The organism is Candidatus Krumholzibacteriota bacterium (assembly GCA_034520215.1).
In the GTDB taxonomy this organism is placed as follows: Bacteria; Krumholzibacteriota; Krumholzibacteriia; order Krumholzibacteriales; family WJIX01; genus JAGHBT01.
In genome coordinates, this window is the sequence record JAXHNR010000002.1 from 1,005,416 (window position 1) to 1,027,307 (window position 21,892).

The window sequence follows — 21,892 nt, forward strand, 5'->3', positions numbered from 1 at the left end:
GGCGCGCGCAATAATTTAATAGAAATTATGATTAACCCCGGGTAGTCAGCGAAGTAGAATAAGCCGCTCCGTAGAGGTAAATGAACCGATTTGTAATCTGCAGAAATATATATTACTGGCAGCGTTTCTGCCGGTCTTGTCTTTTCCGTCCCATACGGTTTGATGTTTCCCCTCGGGAAGAATCTTGTTGACCAATGTCCGGATTGAACGCCCCGATACGTCGTAAATCCTCATAGTCACAGGCGATTTTTCAGCAACTTCGAAAGGAATGACGGTCGTCGGGTTAAATGGATTAGGGTAGGCGGGGTATAGGCTGTTGGCAAGAATCGGCGGATGTTCCTCCCCGTCGTCAATGTCTGTATATCTTTCAGTTGAGATGTTTATATCGTCTATATACCACCCCTCGAATCCGTACTGTTCATTACTCGCGAAATGGAATCTGATCATAACCTGGCCGCTGAAGGCGGAAAGATCGAACTCCTGGTATTCCCAGCCGGTCCGGCCTGAATAGCATCTCTGGTATGGATCTAAGAATATTGTGTTTGAACCGCTCGCCCTGCAGGGGTAGTTATAAACAGGAGAAATAGCCGTCCAGGAATCTCCTCCGTCCGTTGTTATTTCTACAATTCCTCCGTCCTCGGCCCAGTAGGGATAAACCGATTCGGCTTCCGCATCGATTTTATGGCGGAAACTGAGTTGTGAATTCTCGCCAAGACAGAGGGGCGGGGAGACAAGAACCGCTTCCATCATATTCGGATAATCTTCCGGCGTTGCTGCCCCGCATTTCCAGCTATTTGGCGAGGAATAGGATTCACTGCCGCTAATGTGCCAGCCGTCAACACCTACGATAGCCCTATGATCGAAGAAACTGACAGAATCAACGGGGTCATCAATCATGTGGCCGCATGTCGTGACGAGCAATGTTTCGCTGTGAGAGGCGAAGTTTTCTTTTTCAAGTTTGAGGATTATCGGGAATTCAAAGAAGGGGGGCGCTTCGGGTTTTACAAAGAAGGAAAGACTGTTGTTCGAAGTAACGGTCGATCCCGTTGGGATGGATGGAAGTTCTGTTCTGTCTTTATACGGTCTTGCGTTTTCAAGGTCCGGCATAGAAAGAGTGAGAACAGAGGGCGGAATATCCACGCTCCCTTTATTTGTCCAGAAGCTCGTAAGATTGATGAATTCCCAGGCTTCAACGCATCCGTTGCCGTTTCCAAGAAGAGTGTCGCTTGTAGCCCAACTTTCAAGCTTTATAACTGGGGAACTTACCGTGAGGAGACGGCGTGAATTCCATTCTCTGTCTGAAGAGGAGATATTAAAGTCCAATTCGACCGTGTAACCGTCTTGAACATCCGTGGAGAATTCGATTAGAAACTCCTTTTCAAGAATTATACAGGTTCGTTCCGGAAGAGAAAATGTGTCGCTTAGACTGTCAATATTCCATGTAAAGGGTGCATTACAGCTGAGGGTGACGTGACAATCGTTGATGGCTGATGACCCCTGATTTGAAACGGTAATCCCTATACTGATCCTTTCACCGCTTTCAACAATACCGTCTCCGTCTCCAAAGCTCTCTCCGAGTGAGTTGTCGTCAATATGGATACCTTCAAGTTCTGCCAGGGCATCCGGCGTTTGATCAATAAGAATCGAGTCGCGGTAGAGGTAATGATCAGCAGATTTTACTCTAAGCTGAACAAACCCCGTGTCGGATATAGAAGGAGAGAGAACGGCTATTCCGTTTTTATCCGTGAAGGCGGTTTCGTATAGATTCGAACCGGTTTTGTAAATCGATACGAAAGAACCGCTTACGGGATTGAATCCGGATCTTGTTTCGATAGTGATGTTGTTGTTTCCAGGGGGAACCGTTGAGTCGTAAAGCACGCTGAGTTCTGAGGGTTCAGATGTCCAAATCATCATAGCCGGATCGCCAAGTAAGCACATTTCGTACATAACATAGCGGAAGAGGGGATAAGTGATATATGGAATATTGTCGATACGGGATTTGTCAAAAGCGCGGCCGATTGTCTTTATGGATTCACCAAAAAGAGCGTCAAAGAATTGTCTGTCGAAAAACTGGGAAACTCCGCATGTTGATCCCGGGGCGTTCCAGCCGAATCTGGTATTGCCGATAAAAGCAACGGCGCCTCCGTTCGAAGTGATGAATTGCTCGGCGATCGCGTCCTCTGAGTATGTCGTTCCGACATAGTCTCTGTTGTCAAAAGCCGAAGTATAACATCCCTGAGAATATATGACAGAGGGTATTGCTTCTGTGCCGTTGTTTTCAAGTAGTGTGATGGTGTTCTCTGTGATATGCATGGCATTATGAAGCCCGGTGTGGCCGAGGTGATTAACCAGATTTACTCCGCCGTTAAAGAGTGGTATCAAATCTGTTTCATTCCACGGCAGAGGAAGGTCCTTATCATACAGTGTCTGACAATTAAAATTCTCTGATAGACCGGCTGTTTCAAGGTCAAAATTGTTCGACCCGCTAAGCACTTCATTTTTATAATCCCCGCCCCATGTGTCAACACTGTCTTCAGACCAGAGAAGCTCTCCAAGCATAAGCGACTTTATGCATTGTTCTGATTGCGGTTGGAGAGTATAGGCGATCAGTTTAGCGATAAAGTTTTCAATATCCGCTTGATTGTTAACAGGCAGTCTGCCGAGGGTGACTTCAGGTATGAGGTCTTCTTCTCCCGGTTCGCCGTAGTATTGATCTCCGTCAGAATTCCAGTTGCCGTCAAGAGCCGCGTAATAGAGATCGGATGGAATGTCGGGCTCGATTTCACTGCCCGCGTTGACGTACAGACCCCGGTGAGGGATCAATTCATCATCGCCGCCAAGCAGGATATATTCAGCCTCCCAGTTGAAATAAGCGTGCGAGATGAAGTTTCTTATCTTCTCCTGGGTGTCGATTCCGACAAATGACGAATGTATCCAGTCTAAAGTGACGATATTCGCTTTTAATCCCATATCCGTTTTCAGGTCTGCCAGAGGCTGGAAATATTCACTTAGCTCATTTGATGTGATAATTATATAGGGGAAGCGGATTTCATCCCCGTAAACGCCCTCCGACTGTATTGCTTTTGTCTCGACTGTTAGATCCTCTTTATTATCGATAAATCGAGAAATTTTATCGCGGGCGGTGGAAACAGCCCTTTGAGGATGAACAGGTTGAGGTTTGTTTATAAATTTTGTTTCCACTGTGACGCGTACAGAGTTTGTGTACGATACCGACCCTGTCGATGGTATTATTCTGCAGGGGTATATATTTACAAAAACAAGGTGGATGCCTGAAATTATCTGTTCTGTTACGAATTTTCCCTTCTCTTCGGGGTAGAGTGTGTTCAAAGCGTAGACACTTTTGTCTTTCCCGGGTACTTTATATGAGCTGAAGCCGATTGGTTTTTGATAGGGGGCGGGGGCAATCCGGAGAGAATCATTCAGCAGGGTATATTCCTCAGACTCTATAATGATCTCTGAAAGGGTCTCGCCGGGGGGCAGCAGAAAACAGGCTCTGTAAACAGGGATTACGGGCTTTCCCGGTTCGGATGTTCTTCCGCATCCATCCAGTTTCAGTATAACCCCATTCGAAACCCGGACTATTTGAGGCTTACTAAATTGAAAATTCTTCGATAATTCCTTTGCGAGCGCGTTTCCGGCGAGTAGAAAAGCAGCCGCGCAAATAATCGCAAGATGTTTGAGTTTCATGATATCCAGTGCTGTTATTTTTAAGCGCAGCTTTCTTTTACCTAATCAAACATTATAACATATTATTCCGGTTCTATTAAAGTTAAAAAATATTATTTATCCCGAAAGCAGGGCGTGAAAAACAGCAAGCCGGTGTTTTGAAAATATCATAAAGGGGAAGCATTAAGGCCGATCTGCTGAAAGCAGAACTGCTCAACTTGTTGTTACTCCCGTCTCTGTGGAGAATGCGGGAAGTTTATTATTTTATAATTATTACGCATAAAAAATAACGGGTGAATCGGTTAGGAAACCAGTTCACCCGTTTCATAGCAGATTTACTTAGAGATGTCTCTCAGGATACGGAACTGCTCTCTTGTCAATGTTACCTTGCCGCCGAAATCGTCAGTTATAATAACTTGATCGTCCCTTACGGTTACTTCGGGACAGCATTTTCCCTCGCTGCATAATTTGAATTTCCTCATTTGTTTTCACCTCCTTTTTTTTGTAGTTATAATATATTAATTTGTTCCATCAAATTTGTTTTATTAAAAAAAGTTGAATATTCTAAGTTCCGGGTGAGTCAAAATGGAGCCTCAAATATTTATTCATAACTTTTATCACATCATCCTTGCATTCGCCGCAAACCGTTCCCGCTTTTGTCATTTCCTGAATTCTTTGATAACTCCGGGCTCCCTCCAGAACAGCATCCTCTATCTCGTGTTCTGAAACGTTCATACATTCACATACGATTCTGGTTTCCTCTTTTTCTATTTTATCTTCCATGTTATTGCGGCGGTAGTAATCGTCTATCGCAGCCCTGAGTGCCTTGTCTCCGATAACAGAGCAGTGGATTTTGTTGTCTGGAAGCCCTCCCAGCTCTTCAACGATATCTTTCGGAGAAATTTTGTACGCGTCTTCCAGTGACATTCCGATTACAAGCTCCGATAATTTAGAAGTAGTGGCAATAGCGCTCGCGCAGCCGTAAGTTTTCCACTTGCAGTCTGTGATAATCTGTTTTTCGCTGTCAACCTTGATCACGAAAAGCATCTCATCGCCGCATTTAACGTTCCCGGTTTTTCCGTATCCGTCATGTTCATAGGAGTCGAGGTCTTCTAATACATTCCGAGGATTCATGAAGTGGTCTTTTACATTTTCTGTGTAAACCCAGTTTAAATCTTTCATTTTAATTCTCCATTTTAATAGCGAGAAGAAATCTTTCTCAATTTTGGAATGATCTTGGTAAAAGCTTCTAAAGTGTATTCGATATCTTTTTTGGTTGTCCCTCTGCCCAGACTTATCCTGATCGATCCATTGGCAAATTCTTCAGGGACCCCGGTCGCGAGGATGACATGTGAAGCTCCGAGTGAACCGGAAGAACACGCCGACCCCGTTGAAACAGCAATCCCTTCAAGATCCAGGTACAGCATAATTGATTCACCTTCTACTCCTGCGAAAGAAACATTCAGAGTCCCGGGGATAGATTCAGTGGGATGGCCGATGAATTTAATGTCGGGGATGTTATCCTTGATCCCCTCTCTGAGTATCGATTTAAACCTAATCAGTCGTTTCGCTTCCTCATCCATTTCTGCTTTTCTCATCTCTATCGCTTTGGCAAATGCAATAATACCAAGGCTGTTTTCTGTTCCAGCTCTTCTTCCTTTTTCCTGGTGGCCCCCGTGTATCATCGGGCAGAAGGGGGTGTTCTTTTTGATGTACAAAGCTCCGATACCCTTGGGGCCGTATATCTTATGGGCGGAGTCATAAAATCCACTCCGAGTTCGCCTACGTCCACGGGATTTTCATCCGACACAATAAAGGATTTTATTTCTGGTCCGGCCGGCGTATTGTCTCCGGTGGGCTTGAAGAGGCGTCGCCTGGCGCCGGGGTGTGTGCGCATTTGGGTTGATACGGCGATGACCAGGACGATCTTCGCGCTGGTGTTCGACCCAGGATGCGCGCGGCGGGACCACGCGGGGAAAACCAGAACGCGGCGGCCGCAACCGCGCCGGCCGAAGCCGCGGACCCGCTGTTCGGCGCTCGCGCTGGAAACCGCGCCTGCTGCTGGGACGCGGCGGCCGCGGCCACCGGGCGCCGAGGCGCTACGGCGACGACGGCGCCGAGCCGGGCCCGGCGGCGACCTGACCGGCGGCGACGCGGCACCGCCGACCGCAAGGCCGGCGGACGACCTGGCCGCGGCCAGGCCCTCGGCGGACGGCGGCGGCGGCGTATGCGCGGTCCGCCGTCGTGTTCGTCGACACCGGGGTGGAGGGGTGGCAGACGCTGGCCGACGGCGTCGACCCCGTCCGCGCAGCTCGTGCTGGTGGGGGCGAACGAGCGACGGCATGCGCGTCGATGGCCGACATCGCTGGCGCGCCGCAGCGACGTCCAGTCGGTGCACGTCCTGGGCCACGGCGGCGCCGGCGCGTTCTTCACGCTCGGCAGTGTGAGCTTGACGCCGATAGCCTTGAAACTCACCGGGCCGAACTTGGCAGCTTTATCGAAAGCGCCTTGGGCGCCGACGCCGCATGCTCTTGTACGGCTGTTACGTCGGCGCCGACGGCGAGGGTGCGGCCTTCCTGGACGCGCTCGCGACAGCGACCGGCGCGGACGTCGCCGCGCTCGAGCCGACCTGCACCTGGGCGGGCGCCGACAACTGGGCGGTGGATGGACGCTGGAAGCCTCGAGACCGGACAGATCGAAACCAGCCAGGCGGTCGCAGCCGTTGGCGGCGTCGTGCTTTCACTCGAGCGTCTGATGGCGTGCTCGACCAGAATTCCAACTCGTTGCCTGGCCAGACTGTAAACGACCACGGCCTGATCGCTGGCGAACTTGGACCGATCGAACGGCGCGAAGGCGGGTCAGTCAGGAGCTCGGGACTTTCGGTGACTTCACCATCTGCGGTACCGGCTTTTGCGCCGGATCTCGATAACGGGCGCTGGAGACGAAGTTCCAGGCGGTCTTGGCGATTTTGGCGAAGCGGCACGCGGCCGCGTCAGCAATACGACCGATGGGCGGATGGGTCTTGATCACGGTCGACTGTCGATGGACCGCACGTCAGCTCGGGGGAATTGACCGGTGTACAGGCCTCAAGGAGTTCATCGATGGCACTGCATGGTCGCCACTGGGGCTGACCGCCATCCGTGCGAGCGACGGCGCCACGCTGACCGGTAACAGCCGCCGACCCGGCGACTGGTAGCGCGGGTCAGCTAGTACCAGCTTCTCCGGTGACCCGTTTGGGGAGCTCCGTGAATTTGGGGACTTCGCAGGCAAACAAACAACCAGCGGCACGCTGACAGTCCATGCGGTCCCTGGAACCTCCCCCTACGACTTCTGCTTGTTCGAATCCACCGGCGACAACTTTACGAGCGGCAACACCGCCGACCGGGCTTCACCAGCTCGGCGACGGCCAGTGCTCAGCGAGGGAGTCGAACACGGCAAGATCATCCACGGTGGCGCCGGACGTCGACGCGGACGATCCGGCGACGGCGGACGCGGCGCTCACCTACGCCGTCGACCTGACCGATGGCCAACGGCGCGCTGTTCGTCGACGGCAGCGGCGGCTTCGGCATCGATGGACGACGCTGGACGGCGAAATCAGGTCCAACCCGGCTCGCCCCATACCTGAATCACGCAGGCCGACGCCGACGCCAGCGACAGCTACGCAATCCGCGGTGACGGCCGACGACGGCTCGGAGGCAACCGAGCGATTCACTTCGCCTTCACCGTCGAGGACGGCGATCGCGATCACGGTCACCGACGTCGACGAGGTCGCCATGACCGTCACGTCCGCCAGCGACGCGCCATCGATTCGGCGGCCGAAACCGCCGGCAACGGCAGCGCGGTGATCGACGTCAACGCCAACGTCGGCGGCGCGGACGGACGAGGGCACGCTGACCTACGCGTCGTCAGCCGGCGACACGGGCGGAGCGTTCGCCGATCGACAGCACGAACACGGCGCGATCACCGTGCGACGACGCGCGACGATCGACCACGACCACGCCAGTCCTACAGCCATCACGGTCCGCGCGACCGGACGGCACCGGCCAGCTCGACGACCAGACGATCACCGTCACCGTCACCGACGTGAACGAGGCGCCGGCGATCGCCGGCACGGCGGCAACTCCGACGATCGACGACACCGCGACGACCACGCCCTTCTCGCCGCTCAGCTTCAGCGATCCGGAGGGCGACGGCGGCACCGATCGCGATCACCTACACCGGCGCCAACGGCACGCTGAGCGGCACCGGGCTGACCGGCACACGCCAGCGGCAACTACACGGTGGCGGGCAGCACAGCGGCGGAGTTGACCAGCCGGCTGCAGGCGCTGGTGTTCACGCCGACGACCAACCAGGTCGCGCCGAGCCAGCACGGTCCAGACCACCTTCACCCTGACCCCGAACGACGGCAGCCTCGGCGGCACGGCGAACAGCGACCACGGTCGTCACCGCGACCTCGGTCAACGACGCGCCGACCGACATCACGTTGTCGTCCAATAGCGTGAACCAGTCCGGCGGGACGGACGCGGTCGTGGGCAGCGCTCGGCGCCGTGGACCCGGATACCGGCGACACCGCCACCTTCACGCTGGTGACCGGCGCTGGCGACACGAACAACGGGTCGTTCAACATCTCCGGCGCCGACCTGCGCGCCAACGACGCCGCGGCGCTCGCCGCCGGGACCAGTTCGTGCGCGTGCGCGTGACCGACGGCCAGTCGGCCACCTACGAGGAGGCGTTTACCGTCACCGTCGTCGACGACGTGGCGCCGGCCGCGCCCTCGACGCCGGACATGCGTCACGTCGGATGACCGCGGCGATTCCCGATACCGACGACATCACCAACGTCACCACGCCTACCTTTACCGGCAGCGGCGAGCGGCGCCATCGTCACCCTGTTCGACGATGCCGACAGCGACGGGGTGCTCGACAGCGGCGAAGAGCGTGGGTTCGGTCACCGTTACCGGCGGCACCTGGTCGATCACCTCGAGCACGCTCGCCGAAGGCACGCGCAACATCCGGGCAAGTCGAAGACGCTGCCAACAACGTCTCCGGCGCCTCCTCGATCTGTCCGTGACGATCGACACCACCGCGCCCAGCGGCCAGACGATCAGCGCCGACGACGGCCTGATCAACGCGGCCGAGGCCAGCAGCACCAGCTTCACCTTCGCCGGCGCGGAGGTCGGGGCCACCTACGACCTCACCGTCACCAGCTCCGGCGGCGGCGGCTCTGCCACCGCAACCGGCACAATCACCAGCGCCACCGAGCAGATCACCGGCATCGACGTCTCCGGCCTGCCCGACGGCACGCTCACCTATTCGTCTGTCCTGACCGACCCGGCCGGCAACGCTGCCGGCGCCGTCACCGACACCGCCACCCTCGACACCACCGCGCCCAGCGGCCAGACGATCAGCGCCGACGACGGCCTGATCAACGCGGCCGAGGCCAGCAGCACCAGCTTCACCTTCGCCGGCGCGGAGGTCGGGGCCACCTACGACCTCACCGTCACCAGCTCCGGCGGCGGCGGCTCGGTCACCGCGACCGGCACGGTCTCCAGCGCCACCCAGCAGATCACCGGCATCGACGTCTCCGGCCTGCGCCGACGGCACGCTCACCTATTCGTCGTCCTGACCGATCCGGCCGGCAACGCCGCCGGCGCCGTCACCGACACCGCCACCCTCGACACCGGCTGCGCCCACCGTCGGCGCCAACACGGGCGTCGCGGTCGACGAGGGCGCCAGCGTGACGGTGACGAGCACCGACCTCGCGTTCATCGACGCGATCGACACCGATACCAACCTTCTCTACACCCTGAACGGCACCACCAACGGTACCGTGGTGCTGAACGGCGGCGACCTGCTCGAACGGCCAGACGTTCACGCAGGCCGACATCAACGCCGGTAACGTGGCGTTCCGTCACGACGACACCGAGACGGCCTCGGGCAGCTTCGCCTTCACCATCACCGACACGGCCGGCAACGTGCTGACCGGGCAGAGCGCGTCTGTCGCGGTGACGCTGGTCAACGACAACCCGCCGGTCGCCAACGACGACACCGACACGACCGACGAGGACACGGCGATCAGCCGCAACGCCGCGGCCGGCGTGATCGACCTCAACGACACCGACGCCGACACGAACGCGAGCCTGAACGTCGTCGGCGTGCACCCGACCGGGGCCGTGACCGGCGGCACGGGCGTCGGCAGTTCGGTGACCGGCACCAACGGCGGCACGTTCACGATCAACGCCGAACGGATCCTACGACCTTCGACCCGAACGGCGACTTCGACGACCTCTTGACCGGCAGCCGGGCGACGGCGAGTCACCTACACCCTGCTCGGACGGCAGCACCACCGACACCGCGACGCTCACCGTGACGGTACTGGCGGTCAACGACCCGCCCGTGATCGGCGGCGTTCGCGGGCGAGGACAACGAGGTCGTCGCCGGCGGCGGGTTGCTGCCCCTGAGCGGGTTCGACGACGCCACCGTCACCGACCCGGAGCAGCGGCGACTACCGACGGCGGCACGCTGCGGATCGCGAACACCGGCGGCGCCAATGCCCAGCGCGGTCTCGGTCGGCGTCGACGCGGCGAACGTGCAGGCCCTCGATCGGAACGGCTCCTTGCCGGGATCGGCGCCGGCGCGACGATCGAAGTGGACGACGGCGGGGTCAGCGGCTTCGTCGCCATCGGCACGGTCGACGGCACCGAGGCCGGCCAGGCGGGCAACGATCTGGTCATCACCTTCAACAACCAAGCGACCAACGCGCGCGTCCAGATCCTCCTGCGCGCACTAAGCGCCGACGTGTCGAGCGGCTCTCACCACCCGCGAACTACCGAGCTGACCCTGAACGACGGCGACGCGAACACGGCGCCGGACGACGCGGTCACCACGGCCACCTTCTCGATCACCGGCACGCCCAACCCGCCGGTGATCTCCAACCTGGACGGCGACAGCGTGACCGCCGCCACCGGCGCGGTCGTGGCGATCGACCAGGGCGCCGCCGCCAGCGTCGGCGATCCGGATTCGGCCAATTTCGACGGCGGCAACCTGACGGTCGCGCGCACCTCCGGCCTGGCCGGCGACTTCTCGGTGAGCGGCTCGGCCGGGACCGGGGTTAGCGCCGGCACGACCACCGGCGACGCCGACGGCACCATCGCCGCCGCGGACAACATCTACGTCGACGGGACCGACATCGGCGACGTCACCACCGACGGCCAGGGCAGCAACAACCTGGTGATCACCTTCGACGCCGACGCCACCGCGGCCCGTGTCGCGACAGTCATCCAGGCGCTGCGGTACGCCTCGACGGCCGCTGGCAGCCACACCTTCGACCTGACGGTGACCGACGCCGGCAGCAATGCCGCCACCTCCACCGCCGCCGGCTTGACCGTCGCTGTCGACGCCGTCCCGGTGAACACCGTGCCGGGGGCGCAGACCGCCACCGACGGGCAGGCGCTCGCCCTCCCCGGCGATCTGGGCTCGCGGACGCCGACAGCGCCGGCGTGACCACCACGGTGAGCGTGCCGGGCGGGGCCGGAACCTTCCAGGCGACCGCCAGCGGCGTGGCAAGCGTGACCGGCACGGGCACGAACAGCGTGCAGATCGCCGGTACGCTCACGGATGTGAACGCCACGCTGGCCAGCCTGACCTACACGCCCGCGGTGAACGCCGCCGGCGCGCAGACGATCACGGTCACCACGAGCGACGGCTCGGCCTCGACCGGCGGCCCGAACACCGACAGCGACACCATCGCGGTCACCGTCGTCGACCGGCCGACGCTGGCCAACCTCGACGGCGACACGGTCGGCTACAGCCAGCAGGGCGGCCCGGTGGCGCTCGACAGGCGGCACCGCGGTGGCGCTGAGCGACAGCGACAGCGCCAACTTCAACGGCGGCAGCCTGGCCGTCACCTACCAGGCCGGCCAGCAGGCGGAAGACCGGCTGGTGATCGACACCAGCGGCACGGTGACCCTGTCCGCCGGCCAGACCGCGGGCAGCACCGTCTCGGTCGGCGGCACGGCCGTGGGGACGATCCAGGCGGGCGCGACCGGCGGTGACCAGCGAGGGCCTGACGATCAGCCTCGACGCCGGCGCGACACCCACGACCGTCGCCACGCTGATCGCGGCGATCGGCTACGACAACGCCGCCGGCGACACGCCCACGGGCGGCGACCGGACGATCCGCGTCACGGTCGACGACGGCACCACGGCGGGCGCCGGCGATCCCGCCGACGTCACCGTGCAGGTGGCGGCCGTCAACGACGCCGACCGGAACCGGTGTGCCGGCCACGATCACCGCGACCGAGGACGTCGCCGCCAACATCGACCTGACCGGGCTCGCCCTGGCCGACGTCGACGCCGGGGCCAACCCGATCGTCCTCACCCTCGCGCGTCGACGCGGGCACGCTCTCGGCGAGCCGGCGGCGGCGGGGTGACGGTGGGCGGTACCGGCACCGGCACGCTCACCCTGACCGGCAGCGCGGCCAACCTGAACGCCTTCCTGGGCGACGCCACGGCGGTGCAGTACACCTCCGCGGCCAACGCCAACGGCACCGGCGCGGCGACGCTCACCTTCACGCTCAACGACCAGGGCAACACCGGCTCCGGCGGCGGCACCAACGTCGCGCTGGGCAGCGCCCAGATCGACATCGCGGCCGTCAACGACGCGCCCACGGTGGCGAACGCCCCGGCCGACCAGACGACGGCCGCGGACAGGTCCTTCAGCTACCGGAACTGCCGGCCGGCACCTTCGCCGACGTCGACAGCGGCGACTGCCTCGACCTATACGGCGACTTCGGCCGGCGGCGGCGCCCTGCCAAGCTGGCTGACGTTCGACGCGGCGACCCGAACCTTCTCCGGCACGCCGGGCGAGGGCGAGGTCGGTACCGATCAGCCTGCAGGTGACGGCCGCCGACCCGTCGAACACCACGGCGACGACCACCTTCGACCTGACCGTGACCGAACAGCGGCGCCGACGGTGGCGAGCGCGCCGGTCGACCAGACCGCCACGGCGGGCGATGCGTTCAGCTACCAGCTGCCCGCGAACACCTTCGCCGATCCGGACGCCGGAGCGACCCTGCTGCGCTGTCGGCCACGCTCCGCCAGCGGCGCCTCCCTGCCCGCGTGGCTCAGCTTCGACGCCGCCACGCGGACCTTCTCCGGCACGCCCGGCGACGGCGACACCGGCACGCTCAGCCTGCGGGTGACGGCCCAGGACGGCGCGGGCGCCACGGCGACCGCCAGCTTCGAGCTGAGCGTCGAGGCGGCCGAAGGCGACGACGATCCGGTGCCGCCGCCCAGCGACGGGGACGACGACGACGATCCGGTGACCCCCACCGTCACCACCCTGGACCGCGGGCCGGTCCGGGTCACGGTGATCGAGATCGGCGGGGAGAACGTCCTGGTCGCCAACAGCGGCGTCGTCAGCGGCCGGGCGTTCGAGGCGATCCTGGGCACCTTCGACCGGGGCAACTCGCCACTCGCCCAGACGTTCCGCGCGGCCGCGGCCAACCTGTCCGGCGAGCCCAGCGAGACGCTGCAGACAGCCCTCGGCGATTCGACGACCCGGGGCATCCTGGCCGACATCGAGGCGATCGGCGGCGAGACGCTGATCTTCCAGAACGGCGAGTGGCGTCCGCTCGACCTGGAGACCTGCTGCAGAGCGCGGCCGTGAGCGGGGATGCCCCGGCCGGGACGTCCGCGCTGGCCGGCACCGCGCCGGCGGACGCCGGGCCGACCGCCCTCGCCGCGGCGCCGGCAGCCGCACCCGCCGAGCGCGAGGCCACCCTGGCCGGGCTGCGCCAGGCGACCCGCGACCTCTGGATCGAGCAGGCGATCGCCGCGCTCGCCGAGGCCGACGGCCTGGCCGACGGGCCTGGCGGACGGTGGCGACCTCTGGGCGGGCGGCGCGCCGGCGCCGGACGGCGGTCTGCCCGCCGGGCACCGGGCGGGCGACTTCGCCCAGCAGCTGCGCCAGCGCGCCGACGCGTTCGACCGCGACGCCCGCCTGCTGGCCGCCAGCCGTGGCGGTGGTCGAGCGCGCATAAGCCGGCACACCGCGGCCGGGCCGGACCGGGGGGTTGCCGGCGCGGCCGCGGTTCAGGCGGGCGCGGGCGCGCGGACGTAGCCCCATGCGGCTGCGCGCCGCCCCGCCGCCCGCCCGCGGCCCCCGCGCCGCGGGGGCGGCGTCCGCCCCGAACCCGGCCGAGACCTACCCGTTCGGCCACCGGCCGGCGGGGCAGTGCCTCAGGGCAAGATGCTGAAACGTGGACTCAGCGTTTCAGCATCTTGCCCTCTCTTCAAGGAGTTCAGAGCAAAATTCGACGATGGAAGGCCGGTTCGGCTTTCATCGATTGTGCTCTAGCGGCGGCCGCGCGGATCTGGACAGGGCCCCACCGAGAACACAGCGGGCACGGAGATCGACCGCGCGATCCAGGCGGGCGATCGGGCCATGCGCATGCGGTGAAACTGCCCCGCGCCCAAGGCGCGCCTGGACCTGGCTCGCACGCGAAGCGCGCCTGGACCGGGCTCGCGCGCGAAGCGCGCCTGGACCGGGCTCGCGCGCGAAGCGCGCCTGGACCGGGCTCGCGCGCGAAGCGCGCCTGGACTTGGCACATACGCAGCGCGTCTTGAACCGGCACGCGCGCGCGGCGCGCCGTTCGCTCTCTCGCGCTCTCTCTGTGCTCTCTGTGCCCTCCCTGCTCCACTCGCGCTTCGGGTCCTGCCCCGCTTCGGGTGCACTCCCCGCTTCGGGTCCAGCCCGGCCTCGGGTCCAGTCCGGCCCTGGCGTCCGCTTCGCTTATCACGCGCGCGCCGGCGGGCGCCGCACACGCGCGGCCGGTCAGGCCGCGGCGCCGTGTTGCAGCAATTCATTCGCGAAAACTGCAACTTGCGGTCAAAGCTTGATTTGCTTCTGGGGCGAGAAAGTGGCACAAGCAGGTGTTACGCTTGACACGCCGGAATCGGGGGCCTAGGAAAGCTGTGAAACGAGTGGGGATTGAGGCGGCGGGGCGCCGGCGGCGGTTGCGCGGCGGCGTGGCCGCGGTGCTGGCGGGGCTGATGCTGGGCGCGTGCGCGATCCAGCCGGCGCCGCTGACGCAGGCCGAGACGGAGGCGCGCGATCCAGGGCGACCTGCAGGCGATGTTCTCCGAGCAGGAGCCGATCGACGGGCCGGTCACGCTGTACGAGGCGATGGCCCGGGCGATCATGTACAACCTCGACCACCGGGTCGAGGTGATGAGCCAGGCCGTGAGCCAGCACCAGCTCGACGTCGCGCGCTACGACCTGCTGCCCAGCCTGGTCGCCGGAATCGGGCTACCGCGGCCGCTCCAACGAGAACGCCTCGTCGTCCAGAACGTCGAGACCGGCCGGCAGTCGCTCGCCCCCTCGACCTCGACGGAGCGGGACGTCTTCACCGCCGACCTGAACCTGGCGTGGAACGTGCTCGACTTCGGCGTGAACTACTTCACCGCGCAGCAGCAGGCCGACCGGGCGATGATCGCCTACGAGCGCCGGCGCAAGGTGATCCACGGCATCATCCAGGACGTCCGCTGCCGCCTACTGGCGGGCGGTCGCCGCCCAGCGCCTGCAGGCGCGGGTCGGGCCGCTATTGGAGCGGGTGGAAGGCGCGCGCCAGGAACTCCCAGCGGATCGAGCAGCTGCGCCTGCAGTCGCCGCTGGACGCGCTCAGCTACCAGCGCACCGTGCTGGACGCCAAGCGCCAGCTGCAGACCCTGCGCCAGGACCTGGCGCTGGCGAAGGTGGAGACTGGCGACGCTGATGAACCTGCCGCCGGACCGCGACTTCGAGCTGGCGATGCCGGCGAGCGAGATCGCCCTGGGCGAATTGGCGCTGAGCCCGCAGGAACTGGAGCAGATCGCGCTCGCCTACCGGCCGGAGCTGCGCGAGGAGGACTCCAGGCCCGGGTGTCGGCGACCGAGACGCGCAAGGCGCTGGTCCGCTTCCTGCCCGGCCTGGAGGTGTTCACCGGCCTGCACTACGACTCCGACGAGTTCCTGGTGAACCAGAACTGGGCGGACTACGGCGTGCGGGTCAGCTGGAACCTGATCAACCTGCTGTCCGCGCCGGCCCGCCTGGAGCAGGCGGAGAGCCAGGAGAAGGTCGCGATCGCCCGGCGCCAGGCGCTGTCCATGGCGGTGCTGAGCCAGCTGTACGTCGCCTACACCGCCTACCGCCAGGCGGACGACCTGTACCAGACCAACCAGGCGGTCGCGACGGTCGAGGGCGACATCCTGGAGCAGCTGCGCCGCAGCGAGCGCGCGCAGTCGAACGGCCGGCTGGCGGTGATCCGCGGCGAACTCAACGCCCTGGTCGCCGACCTGCGCCGCGACCTCGCCTTCGCCCGGGCGCAGAACGCGCTCGGGGCAGATCTACGTCACGGTCGGCGCCGACCCGCTGCCGGAGACGATCGAGGAGGCCTCCGTCGGCACCCTGGCCGAGGCGATCCAGACCACCCTGAAGGGCTGGCAGACGGGCGATCTGTTCATGCGCTCCACCATGCTGCAGGTGGGCGCGGAGCAGGGCCTGCCGGAGACGGCTGACGACAAGGTCCTGGGCATCTTCTAGCGGGCGTCTTCTAGCTGGCGACGCCGGACACGCCGCGGATCTGCCGCCCGAACCGCCGGCGACACGGGTCCCCTCTCCTCCGCTGGGCGAAGAGGGCTTAAGGTGAGGAGGTCGCCGCGGACCTTCGACGGCCGTGCACGCCACCTCTCCCCGGTCCCCACCCCAATGGCAGGAGGGGACCCGCCGCCACGCGGTGCCACGCCCGGCACCGCCAGGGCGGCGGACGACAGACCGAACGGCGACACGGGTCCCCTCTCCTCCGCTGGGAGGAGAGGGCTCAGGTGAGGGAGGTGGCCGCAGACCTCGACAGGCGTGCACGCCACCTCGCCCTGTCCCGCGCCCCCGATGGCGGAGAGGGAACCCGCCGCCACGCGGTGCCACACCCGGCGCCGCCGGGGCGGCGGACGACGCGGGTCCCCCTCTCCTCCGCTGGGAGGAGAAGGCCAGGGGTGAGGAGGTCCGGCCGCGGACCTCGACGGCGTGCACGCCACCTCTCCCTGGCCCTCTCCCCCGATGGCGAGAGGGGACCCGCCGCCACGCGGTGCCGAACCCGGCGCACGGCGGGGCGGTGGACGACGACCGGGCGACGCGGTCCCCCTCTCCTCCACTGGGAGGAGAGGGTTAGGGAGAGGAGGTGGGCCGCGGGACCTCGACGGCGTGCACGCCACCTCTCCCGGTCCCGCGCCCCCAGATGGCGGGAGGGGAACCCGCCGCGACGCGGTGCCACACCCGGCGCCGCCGGGGCGGCGGGCGACGACCGGCTACGCGGGTCCCCTCTTCCTCCGCTGGGAGGAGAGGGGGACCCGCCGCCGCGCGGTGCCTACACCGGCGCCGCCGGGGCGGCGGGCGGTCGGCGGCAAGGCGCGATGGAGTCGGAGACGGGCGATGGGCCTGCAAACGATCAACCGCCCGGCCGGGCGCGGCGCGCGCATCGCGGCAGGGCTCGCCCTGGCGGCCCGCGCTGCTGTGCGCCGGGACCGGCCCCGCGGCGGCGCAGGACGCAGCCGACGGCGCGGCCCCCGACGGCGCGGCCCCCGACGGCGCGGGCCGCGCGGCAGCCGCGCGCTGGACGCTGAGCCGCAGCTGAAGTCCCTGCTCGCCCCCGAGGGCGGCAAGGTCGGGCCGGACGGCGGGCTCGCCCCGCACGAGGCGCGCGCGCTGATCGAGCCCAGGGCGGAGGCGGTGCTGTCGAGCGAGATCGGCGGCCGGATCCTGGAGCTCCCGGTCGACTCCGGCGAGCGCTTCGCCAAGGGCGACCTGCTGGTCCGGCTTGGAGCTGCAGCTTCCACCAGGCCGAGCTGGCCGCGGCGCGGTGGCGGAGTTGACCCGCGCGCGGCGCGTGCTCGCCGACGCCCGGCAGCTGGCGCAGCTGAACTCGATCGGCCGAGCTCGACGTCGCCCTGGCCGAGGCGGACGTCGCCAAGGCAAACGCGCAGGTGCGCACCCGCTCGCTCTACGTCGAGCGCTGCCGGATCCGCGCGCCCTACGACGGCCGGGCGGCCGGTCGGCCGGTGGACATCGAGACGGTCGGCAAGGAGCCAGGAGCTGATGAGCGTGATCGCCAGCGGCGGCCTGCGGGTGCGCCTGATCGTGCCGTCCAGCTGGCTGGCCCTGGCTGGCGCCGGGGACGCGCTTCGAGCTCGAGATCGACGAGCCCGGCGCAACCCGTCAGGCCGAAGTCGCCACGATCGGCGCGCGGATCGACCCGGTCAGCCAGACCGTGCCGCTGCGCGGCCAGCTGGTCGGCGAAACGCCGGCCGCCCTGCTGCCGGGGATGAGCGGCACCGCCCGGTTCGACCCGCCCAACGGCTGACCCAATCCCGACGCTGGCGGCAGCCGCCGCCGCGGCCGGCCGGTCGCGAGACCCGATGCCGCAACCCGATCCCAAGCTCCGCGGCTTTTCCCACCTTCCTGCAGCTGGAGCGCGCCGCCCGGCGCGCCGAGAGCGTCGACGCGCTCACCTACGTCGCGGTCAACGAGACCCGCCGGCGGCCGAGCTATCGCCAGGCCGTGCTGGCGGCCGGCGGTGAGCGGCACCAGCCCGCGCGTCCGGGCGATCTCCGGCGTGTCCGTCCTGGAGCGCGACGCCCCCTTCCTGCGCTGGCACGAGACGGCGCTGGCCGCGCTCGCCCGCGGGGCGGAGGCGCGCACCGTCCGGCGGCTGACCGCGGACGACCTGCCGGAGGGCCTGCGGCCGGGCTGGACGGAATGGCAGATCGGCCACGGGCTCGACGTCCCGCTGATCGCGCCCGACGGCGAGCTGCTGGGCGCGCCGTGGCTGAGCCGGCCGGCGGAGTGGAGCGAGAGCGACGCCGTGCTCGCCGAGCGGCTGGCGGACTGCTACGCCCGACGCCTGGCGCGCGCTCGCCTGGGCGCAAGGCGGTGCCGGCGCAAGCGCCGCTGGCCGCGGATCGCGGCCGGCGCGGCGGCGGTCGGCCTGGTCGCGCGCGCTCGCGCATCCCGGTGCCGCAGAGCGCGCTGGCCCCGGCGGAGGTGGTCGCCGCCAACCCGCGGGTGGTCGCCGCGCCGATGGACGGGGTGATCGCCGACGTCCAGGTCGAGCCGAACCAGCCGGTCGAGGCCGGGCAGCGGCTGTTCGCCTGCGGCGCCACCGACCTGGAGAGCCACGCCGGCGGTCGCGCGCCGGGCGCTGGCGATCGCCGAGGCGGAGCTCCGGCGGGCGAGCCGGGGCGCGTTCGCCGACCGCGAGGAGACGGCCAAGCTGCCAGGTGCTTGGAGACCAAGCGCGACCTGCGCGCCGGCCGAGCTGGCGCAGGCGGTAGGAGCGGCTGTCGCGCGTGGTCGTCACGGCCGAGCAGGCCGGGGTGGCGATCTCCACCGACCCGAACGACTGGATCGGCCGCCCGGCGCGCCGGCGAACGGGCTGATGCAGGTGGCCGACCTGGGCGACACCCGCCTGCGGATCGACCTGCCGGTGGCCGAGGCGGTGCAGCTGGACCCCGGCGCCCGGGTCGCGCTGTTCCTGGACGTGGCACCGCTGGAGCGGGTGCCCGCGACCCTGACCCGGGCGAGCTACGAGGCGACGACGACCCCGGACGACGTGCTCGCCTACCGGGTCTACGCCGACTTCGCCGCCGACGCGGCGCCCCGCCGGCCGGGCCTCAAGGGCACGGCGAAGCTGTTCGGGCCGGAGGTGCCGCTGGCGCTCTACCTGTTCCGCCGGCCGGTCAGCGCCGTGCGGCAGCGTGGTCGGCCTGTGAGCGCGCCCGCGCTGACCCTGCCCGGCGCCGGCGCGGCGGCCGGCGAGCTGCCCGAACGGCTGCCGCCGCTGCGCGCCGACCTGGAGCTGCTGGAGGCGCCGCGGGCCGCCGACGGCAGCCCCTGCTGGACGATCCACGATCCCGTCCTGAACAGCTTCTACCGGATCGGCGACAGCGCCTTCCGGCTGCTGTCCAACTGGGCGCTGGGCGCGCCGGAGGCGGTGCTGGCGCGCGCCAACCGGGCTGCGCAGAGCGCGCCGGTCACCGCGCGCCAGCTGGAGCAGCTGCTGCGCTTCCTGGCCGCCAACCAGCTGATCGAGGCGGCGGGCCCGCAGGGCCTCGCCGACCACCTGGCGCGCCTCGACCGGCGGCGGACCCGGCCGTGGCAGTGGCTGCTGCACCGCTACCTGTTCTTCCGGGTGCCGCTGGTCCGCCCCGACGCGGTCCTGGGCGCCACGCTGCACCTGGTGCGGCTGATGACGCGCGGCTTCTGGCGGCCGGATCTGCCTGGTGCTGGGGCGCGCTGGGCGTGCTGCTGGCGCTGCGGCAGTGGGAGACCTTCACCCACACCTTCATGAGCTTCCTGACCTGGCAGGGCGCGTCGGCGTTCGCCGCCACCCTGCGGCGACCAAGGCGCTGCACGAGCTGGCGCACGGCTACATGGCCAAGGCGTACGGCTGCCGGGTGCGCACCATGGGGATCGCGTTCCTGGTGTTCTATCCGGTGCTCTACACCGACACCACGGACGCCTGGCGGCTGGTCTCCCGCCGGTAGCGGCTGCTGATCGGCGCGGCGGGCACGCTGGCGGAGGTCCTGCTGGTGCTCCTGGTGACCTTCGCCTGGTCGTTCCTGCCCGACGGGCCGATCCGGTCCGCCGCCTTCCTGCTGGCGACCGTGACCTGGACGATGACCCTGCTGGTCAACCTCAACCCGTTCATGCTTCGACGGCTATTACCTGCTGTCCGACTGGCTGGGCGTGAGAACCTGCAGACCCGGGGCTTCGCGCTCGGCCGTGGCGGCTGCGCGAGCCTGTTGTTCGGGCTGGGCGAGCCGCCGCCGGATCGGATGTGGCACGAATGCGCGCTGCCCTGGTGTACGCGTACAGCACCTGGATCTGGCGCTTTCTGCTGTTCCTGGGCATCGCGCTTCTGGTCTATCACCGTTCTTCAAGGTGCTGGGCCTGTTCCTGATGATCGTCGAACTCGCCTGGTTCATCGGCCGCCCGATCGCCGAGGAACTCGCCAGTGGTGGCGACGGAGACACGCCATGCGCCTCAACCGCAACAGCCTCGCGACGCTGGCCGTGCTGGCCGGCCTGATCGGCCTGCTGGCCTGGCCCTGGAAGTCGCCCGGGTCTCGGTGCCGGCCGTGCTCGAGGCCGGCCAGCACAGCGCGCTCTACCCGCCGGTGGCCGCGCGCATCGTCGCGGTCAACGCCGCCGACGGCCGGCGCGTGGCGGACGGCGAGGTGCTGTATAGGTCGACTCCCCCGACCTGACCCACGCGCTGCGCCAGACCGGGCGCCGGATCGCCATGGCGGAGGGCTTGCTGCGCCGCCAGGCGGCGAGCGCGGAGGCCCTGGACCGGCTGAGCGTGCTGGAAGAGGAGCTCGCCGCCGACCGCACCCGGCTGGCCGGCCTGCAGGCCCAGCAGGCGCGCCTGACCGTGCGCGCGCCCAAGGCGGGCCGGCTGAGAGACGTGCCGCCGGAGCTGCGGGCCGGGCAGTGGATCGCCGTGACCCAGCCGTCGGCCGGGTCGTCGGCGACCAGCCGGCGCGCCTGCGCGGCTACGTCCGCGGCGCGGACCTCAGCCGCTTCGCGGTGGGCGCGCACGGCCGCTTCGGCCGCAGTACTCGGCGCGCCCGCCGCTCGACGTCACGGTCACCGCGCGCGAGACGGTCAACGCCCGCCGCCTGGACCTGCCCTACCTCGCCGCGGCGTACGGCGGCGGATAGACGCAGACCCGCCAGGCCGGCGACAGCGCCGCCCAGATCGCGGGCTTCGGCCTGGTCCCGCGCACCCCGGTCTACCGCGTCGAGCTCAGCCCGGCCACGCCGCTGCCCGCGCCCGCCCAAGTCGTGCCCGGCACGGTGATGGTCGCGGGCGAAGCGCGCAGCCTGCTCGCCCGCGCCTGGCGCAGCGCCGCCGCCGTGGTGATCCGGGAAAGCGGGTTCTAGGCCTCGCTCACGCGCGGGGCGGGGTCGCCGGCGACGAGCTTGCTCTCGTGAGCCTGGCCCCTACGCCAACAAACCTGATTTCCCTCCTCCAGTGGGAGGAGGGCGAGGGGAGGAGGTTGCCCGCGACCTCGACAGTGGCGGCGACCTCCTCTCCCTAACCCTCCTCCCATGGAGGAGAGGGGACCAGTTGGTGATGGGGGTGTGAGCCAGCTGTAGGGCGGGTTCGCG

The 21,892-nt window shown here is 66.0% G+C and carries 16 protein-coding genes; 11 read left to right on the forward strand and 5 right to left on the reverse strand.

Annotation, left to right across the window (positions count from 1 at the left end):
• Positions 1–45: 45 nt before the first annotated feature.
• From U5O15_11020 to U5O15_11035, 4 genes are all read right to left on the reverse strand, one after another.
• Complete coding sequence (locus tag U5O15_11020; GenBank protein MDZ7861171.1) at positions 46–3,708, reverse strand: C25 family cysteine peptidase; 3,663 nt, start codon at positions 3,706–3,708, stop codon at positions 46–48.
• A 314-nt stretch (positions 3,709–4,022) separates the two neighbouring features.
• Positions 4,023–4,169, reverse strand: coding sequence for a hypothetical protein (locus U5O15_11025; protein ID MDZ7861172.1), 147 nt, complete (start codon positions 4,167–4,169; stop codon positions 4,023–4,025).
• An 82-nt stretch (positions 4,170–4,251) separates the two neighbouring features.
• The gene (locus U5O15_11030) at positions 4,252–4,869 is read right to left on the reverse strand and encodes an iron-sulfur cluster assembly scaffold protein (protein MDZ7861173.1); all 618 of its coding nucleotides are present in this window, start codon (positions 4,867–4,869) and stop codon (positions 4,252–4,254) included.
• Between the two features lie 14 nt (positions 4,870–4,883).
• Positions 4,884–5,405 (reverse strand): aminotransferase class V-fold PLP-dependent enzyme, encoded by a 522-nt coding sequence (locus U5O15_11035; GenBank protein MDZ7861174.1) that lies wholly within the window; start codon positions 5,403–5,405, stop codon positions 4,884–4,886.
• A 1,731-nt stretch (positions 5,406–7,136) separates the two neighbouring features.
• Between U5O15_11035 and U5O15_11040 the strand changes: the two genes are divergently transcribed.
• Entirely contained in the window at positions 7,137–7,532 is a 396-nt protein-coding gene (locus U5O15_11040) for a hypothetical protein (protein ID MDZ7861175.1), read from the forward strand.
• Positions 7,533–7,592: 60 nt separating this feature from the next.
• Here U5O15_11040 and U5O15_11045 read toward each other — a convergent pair whose 3' ends face one another.
• Complete coding sequence (locus U5O15_11045) at positions 7,593–7,886, reverse strand: hypothetical protein (protein ID MDZ7861176.1); 294 nt, start codon at positions 7,884–7,886, stop codon at positions 7,593–7,595.
• A gap of 348 nt (positions 7,887–8,234) precedes the next feature.
• Between U5O15_11045 and U5O15_11050 the strand changes: the two genes are divergently transcribed.
• The 10 genes from U5O15_11050 to U5O15_11095 all read left to right on the forward strand — a co-directional run bounded on the left by U5O15_11050 (position 8,235) and on the right by U5O15_11095 (position 20,068).
• Entirely contained in the window at positions 8,235–8,387 is a 153-nt protein-coding gene (locus U5O15_11050; GenBank protein ID MDZ7861177.1) for a hypothetical protein, read from the forward strand.
• Positions 8,388–8,624: 237 nt separating this feature from the next.
• The gene (locus U5O15_11055) at positions 8,625–9,668 is read left to right on the forward strand and encodes a hypothetical protein (protein ID MDZ7861178.1); all 1,044 of its coding nucleotides are present in this window, start codon (positions 8,625–8,627) and stop codon (positions 9,666–9,668) included.
• Positions 9,587–9,979: a hypothetical protein gene (locus U5O15_11060; protein ID MDZ7861179.1), complete on the forward strand. Its 393-nt coding sequence runs from the start codon at positions 9,587–9,589 to the stop codon at positions 9,977–9,979. The genes U5O15_11055 and U5O15_11060 overlap by 82 nt, the downstream gene beginning before the upstream one ends.
• 73 nt (positions 9,980–10,052) lie before the next feature.
• On the forward strand, positions 10,053–11,189 hold the full coding sequence (locus U5O15_11065) for a hypothetical protein (GenBank protein MDZ7861180.1): 1,137 nt from the start codon (positions 10,053–10,055) through the stop codon (positions 11,187–11,189).
• A complete protein-coding gene (locus U5O15_11070; GenBank protein MDZ7861181.1) occupies positions 11,186–11,740 on the forward strand; it encodes a hypothetical protein in 555 nt (184 codons plus the stop codon). Before U5O15_11065 ends, U5O15_11070 begins: the two co-directional genes overlap by 4 nt.
• Positions 11,737–13,356, forward strand: a complete 1,620-nt coding sequence (locus tag U5O15_11075; GenBank protein ID MDZ7861182.1) for a putative Ig domain-containing protein — start codon at positions 11,737–11,739, stop codon at positions 13,354–13,356. The genes U5O15_11070 and U5O15_11075 overlap by 4 nt, the downstream gene beginning before the upstream one ends.
• 1,467 nt (positions 13,357–14,823) lie before the next feature.
• Positions 14,824–15,705, forward strand: a complete 882-nt coding sequence (locus U5O15_11080) for a TolC family protein (protein MDZ7861183.1) — start codon at positions 14,824–14,826, stop codon at positions 15,703–15,705.
• Entirely contained in the window at positions 15,609–16,244 is a 636-nt protein-coding gene (locus tag U5O15_11085) for a TolC family protein (GenBank protein MDZ7861184.1), read from the forward strand. The genes U5O15_11080 and U5O15_11085 overlap by 97 nt, the downstream gene beginning before the upstream one ends.
• A 2,051-nt stretch (positions 16,245–18,295) precedes the next feature.
• Positions 18,296–18,811: a hypothetical protein gene (locus tag U5O15_11090; GenBank protein ID MDZ7861185.1), complete on the forward strand. Its 516-nt coding sequence runs from the start codon at positions 18,296–18,298 to the stop codon at positions 18,809–18,811.
• Between the two features lie 351 nt (positions 18,812–19,162).
• The gene (locus U5O15_11095; GenBank protein MDZ7861186.1) at positions 19,163–20,068 is read left to right on the forward strand and encodes a hypothetical protein; all 906 of its coding nucleotides are present in this window, start codon (positions 19,163–19,165) and stop codon (positions 20,066–20,068) included.
• The last annotated feature ends 1,824 nt before the right edge of the window (positions 20,069–21,892 follow it).

Excerpts from the sequence above, each read along its gene's own strand:
- U5O15_11020 (MDZ7861171.1), bottom strand. The coding sequence starts at position 3,708 with ATGAAACTCAAACATCTTGCGATTATTTGCGCGGCTGCTTTTCTACTC.
- U5O15_11025 (MDZ7861172.1), bottom strand. The coding sequence starts at position 4,169 with ATGAGGAAATTCAAATTATGCAGCGAGGGAAAATGCTGTCCCGAAGTA.
- U5O15_11030 (MDZ7861173.1), bottom strand. The coding sequence starts at position 4,869 with ATGAAAGATTTAAACTGGGTTTACACAGAAAATGTAAAAGACCACTTC.
- U5O15_11080 (MDZ7861183.1), top strand. The coding sequence starts at position 14,824 with ATGTTCTCCGAGCAGGAGCCGATCGACGGGCCGGTCACGCTGTACGAG.